The sequence below is a fragment of the Actinokineospora xionganensis genome (assembly GCF_014323725.1).
Lineage (GTDB): Bacteria > Actinomycetota > Actinomycetes > Mycobacteriales > Pseudonocardiaceae > Actinokineospora > Actinokineospora xionganensis.
In genome coordinates this window covers 1-4,588 of sequence record NZ_JABVED010000047.1, presented here as the reverse complement: position 1 = coordinate 4,588, position 4,588 = coordinate 1, and the positions used below count along the sequence as shown (strand labels likewise).

Here is a 4,588-nt window from a genome sequence, read left to right as displayed (position 1 = left end):
CGTGAGGGCGACAACACCTCGTGGCGCCGGTTCGATCTGAACCCGTCCCTGATCGTGTCGTACAACTCCAAGCCCAACCAGCCGGTCGAACTGGGCCTGCAGGGGTGGGGCCCCAACGCCGCGGACGACCTGGCGTGCGGCGCGTTCGTCGGCACGCGCACACCTCGGCTGCGCGCTGTGCTGTCCGATCCGGACGGCGACAGCGTCAACGCGGTATTCCATGTGCCCGCGGTGAACAGCAACACCGGCACGGGGAACCTGCCGTCGTGGACGTGGGGGGAGATCACTGTCCCCAACGGACACATCGGCACCGACGGCACGTACAACTGGCACGTCACGATCGGCGACGGCGAACTGCTCGGTCCGCAGTCGGAGACGTGTTCCTTCATCGTCGACACCGTCGTGCCCGGTCAGCCGGTAGTCACCTCCACGCAGTACCCGGCGGCGACGACATCCGGCGGCGTCGGGGTCGGCGGCAAGTTCACCCTGGCCGCGCCCGCGGGCACATCGGACATCGACCACTACCTCTACTCGTTCACCTCGGGTGGCGACGACCCGCGAACCGTGGCCAAGCCCACCGTGCTGAACGGCTCCGCAGTGGTCTCCTGGACGCCGATGGCGAGCGGGCCGCAGGTGATGTCGGTGCGCTCGGTCGACCGGGCGGGCAACCGCTCAGCGATCGTCCGGTACGCGATCGACGTCGGGGACTACCAGGTCGGCGTCTCGGGCAAGGTCGCGCACTACGCGCTCGACGGCGCCCTCGCCGACTCCGCGCGCGCCAAGGACCTCACGTTCTACGGTCCGCCCCCGCCCGGGGGCTACTTCGAGGGCGGATACGGCGGGTCGGGCTTCGCACCGAGGATGAACGTCGTGCCCGGGTACGCGGAATCGGACAAGGAGCACTACCACGCGCGCGACGCGCTCATCCGCACCGATTCGAGCTTCACCGCCTCGGCGTGGGCGAAGCCGGCGACGCTCGACCAGGACATGGTGGTGCTCTCCCAGGACGGCACGCGCGGATCCGGGTTCACCCTCGGGTATGACGACGCCGCCGACCGCTGGGCCTTCCGCTTCACCTCGTCCGACGTCGACAACGCCACGACCGCCGCGCGGGTGCTGTCCGCCGCAGCGCCCGCCCCCGACACCTGGACCCACCTGACCGGGGTGCTCGACCGATCCTCTGGCAAGGTGCGGCTCTACGTCGACGGTGTGCTGGCCGGAGAGTCGGCAGTGCCCGCGACCTGGAACGCCCCGGGGATCTTCGTGCTGGGCGCGGCGAAGGTGAACGGCGCGCGCGTGCACAACTTCAGCGGCTCCATCGACGTCGTCCGCGTGCACAACCGACCGCTCACGGCCACGGACATCGCCGCCCTGCACTCGGGCACCGCCGCGGCCGCGCCGGTCGCGGAGTACCTGTTCGACAACCCCGATCTCAACGACAACCTGCGCAACACAGGTGCGAACGCCGACCTTTCGCAGCCCTCCGGAACCCCGGCGTTCAGCCCCGGCTTCGCTGGCGAGGCGCTGAAGCTCGACGTGACGCCGTCGGTTCGTCCCCGCGCGGCCGGACCACTCGTGTCCAGCACCGGCAGCTACTCGGCGTCGGCATGGGTCAAGCTGACCGACAAGACCAAGTACACGTCGGTGTTCAGCCAGGACGGCAGCCGGATCTCTGCGTTCCATCTGCGTTACTCGCCCGACGTGGACCGGTGGACCTTCGGCGTGTCCGATGTGGACGCCGACACCGGCAAGTTCCAGTGGGCGATCGGCACCTCGTCGCCCCAGGCCGACCAGTGGACGCACGTGACAGTGGTGCACGACGCGGTCGCCGACACGATCTCGCTGTACGTCAACGGTGTCCTCGAGAAGACCAGCCCGGTGACCGGCAGGATCATCTCGACCGGCCCGTTCCACCTCGGGATGCACAAGCAGTCCGGCGCGTACACCGCGGCCTTTGTCGGCGGGATCGACGACGTCCGGGTGTACGACGGGGCACTGACCGCCACCGAGGTCGCCGACCTGTTCAACACCCCCGTCGAACGGGCGCGCTACACGTTGGACGAAACCGGCGGCACGGTCGCGGCGAACAGCGTCGACCCCGTGACCTCCGGCACCGCCTACGGCGGCACCATGACCTGGACCGGTGACAACGGACACCGCGCGGCCACGTTCCCCGGGGTGTCCGCGCACTACGGCACGGCCTCCGGCGCCGGTCCGGCGGCCTCCTGGTCGATGGAGAACACCCTCACCGACTCCTCGGGCAACGCGCGCGACCTGGTCCACTCCACCAGCGCGGGCACGGTCGCCCCCACCTACGTCATCGGGCGCCGGGGGAAGGGCGTCCAGCTCGACGGGACAAGCCAGCGGCTGCACCGCAACGCGCCCGTGCTGACGACCACCGCGAGCTACTCGGTGTCGGCGTGGGTGAAGCTGGAGCGGGACAACGGCTTCTTCACCATCGCCGCCCAGGACGGCGCCCGGGTCACCCCGTTCCTGCTGCAGTACAACGACTTGGACAACCGCTGGTCGTTCAGCACCACGGACGGCGACCGCGACAATCCGAACGTCACCAGGGCCAACTCGGTGTCCTTGCCGAAGGTGAACACCTGGACCCACCTGCTCGGTGTCCACGACGTCACCGCGGGCAAGATCCGCCTCTACGTCAACGGCTACCTCGAGGCGGAGGCGGCCTTCACCGCACCATGGAACTCGACCGGCACCTTCGCGGTGGGCAGGGCCAAGTGGAACGGCAGCCAGGTCGACTTCTTTCCCGGCATCGTCGACGAGGTGCGCACGTTCCCGTACGCGCTCGGCGCCCCGGACGCCCACAGCCTGTGGAACATGCTCAACGACATCTCCGCGCCGCGCGATGCCACATTCCGAGTCGACCAGTCGTTCACGGCCGCGGCTTGGGTGCGGCACAGCGGCTACGACGGCTCCGCCCGCCAGGCCATCTCCTTCGGCACCACCGGCCGCTACGCGCCGCTGCTCGTGGGATACCGCCCCGAGTGGAAGCGCTGGGGCGTGCTCACCGAGACCACAGGCGGTTCGACCGCGGTGAGCAAGTGGCTTCTTAGCGACAACGAGGCCGCCACCTACGGAGACGCCAACGGTTGGGTGCACCTGGCCGTGACGTACGACTCCGTGCGCAAACGCATCCGCTTCTACGTCAACGGCGTCGAGCAGCACACCGTGCCGGTGGACAGCACGACCGTCACGAAGGTCACGGCCCTGTCCTCGCCGCCCGCCAACTACGCGGGCAAGGACCTCGTCCTGCCCGCTGTGGCGCGCGACCTATTGATCGGCCGGACCACGTGGGAAGGCGTCTCGGCCGACCCATGGAAGGGCTCTCTGCGCGAGGTGCGGGTGTTCACCGGTGTCCTGCCGGACTCGTGTGACACCTCCCGGTGGTGCACCAGCCAGTTGATGAACCAGTAGACGCAGTACCCGCGGACGTGGGGGTCCGCCTAATCGACCTGGGAGTCGTGTGATGTCAGTGGCTTTGACGTGTCGTGGAACCGGCAGACGGGCGGTTTCTGCCGCCGTCTCCGTCGTGGTGGCGTTGTCTGCGGTGATGGTCGCCGGATCGGCGCAGGCCGCCGCCGCGGTGCCGGATGAGGTGGCGACTGAGGCTGAGGCCGTGGTGGCGGCTCGGGCGGGCGGGAAGTCGGTTCTGGTGCTGGACCGCACCGATGAGAGCACCGATGTGCGGGCGAATCCGGATGGGACGTTCACCTGGAAGCAGCACGTGCGTCCGGTGCGGGTGCGCCGCGACGGGAAGTTCGTCGCGGTGGACACGACGTTGGAGCGCCGGGCCGACGGATCGGTCGCACCGCGCGCCACCGTGATCGACCTGGCGTTGTCCGGCGGTGGCAAGGGCTTGCCGCTGGTGCGGATGGCGGCGAAGGGCGCCGAGGCGGGGCTGGTGTGGCCGGACGAGCTGCCCATCCCGGTGCTCGATGGGCCGACGGCGACCTATCCAGAGGTTTTGCCGGGTGTGGATCTGAAGGTCACCGCGGATGTCCTGGGTTACCAGCAGTTGTTGGTGGTCAAGACCCCGGAGGCCGCGCGCGATCCGAAGCTGCGCGAGGTGACGTTCGGCAAGCACGCCAAGGGCAAGGCGGAGGGTCTGTCGGTGGCCGATGAGCGTGGTGGGCCGGTGCTGACCGGTGATGCCTCGCTGATGTGGGACTCCTCCGGGACGCCGATCCCGGGTGCGGGTGGCCCCAATGAGGGGGCTCGTCGGGCGGTCATGGGCTCGGCTGTGACCGACCGGGTCGTCACGGTCAAGCCTGACCAGGCGTTCCTCACTGCGCCGCAGACCACGTTCCCCGTGTTCATCGATCCCTCGCACCGCTGCAATTCCTGCGGCAAGGCCCATCACGTCGTGGTGCAGTCCGCGTGGCCGGACAACAAGAACTTCGACCGCACCGATGGCGCGTTGAGTGATCTGAAGGCGGGTTACGTCTGCGAAGGGGACTGTTTGATCTCGCGGACGTATCTGCGGATGCACACCGGGTCCCTCGCAGGCAAGCACATCATCAGCGCCTCCATGCACGTGGAGACGATCCACTCGTACCACTGCTCT

Annotated in this window: 1 protein-coding gene and 1 pseudogene; both read left to right on the top strand. The window is 68.9% G+C overall.

Features of this window, described 5'->3' with window-relative positions:
- On the top strand, positions 1-3,438 hold a 3,438-nt coding region (locus tag GPZ80_RS31775), incomplete at its 5' end, for a LamG domain-containing protein (RefSeq protein WP_187224797.1).
- Positions 3,439-3,553: 115 nt separating this feature from the next.
- A pseudogene (locus GPZ80_RS31770) lies at positions 3,554-4,588 on the top strand (LamG domain-containing protein); the annotation flags it as partial.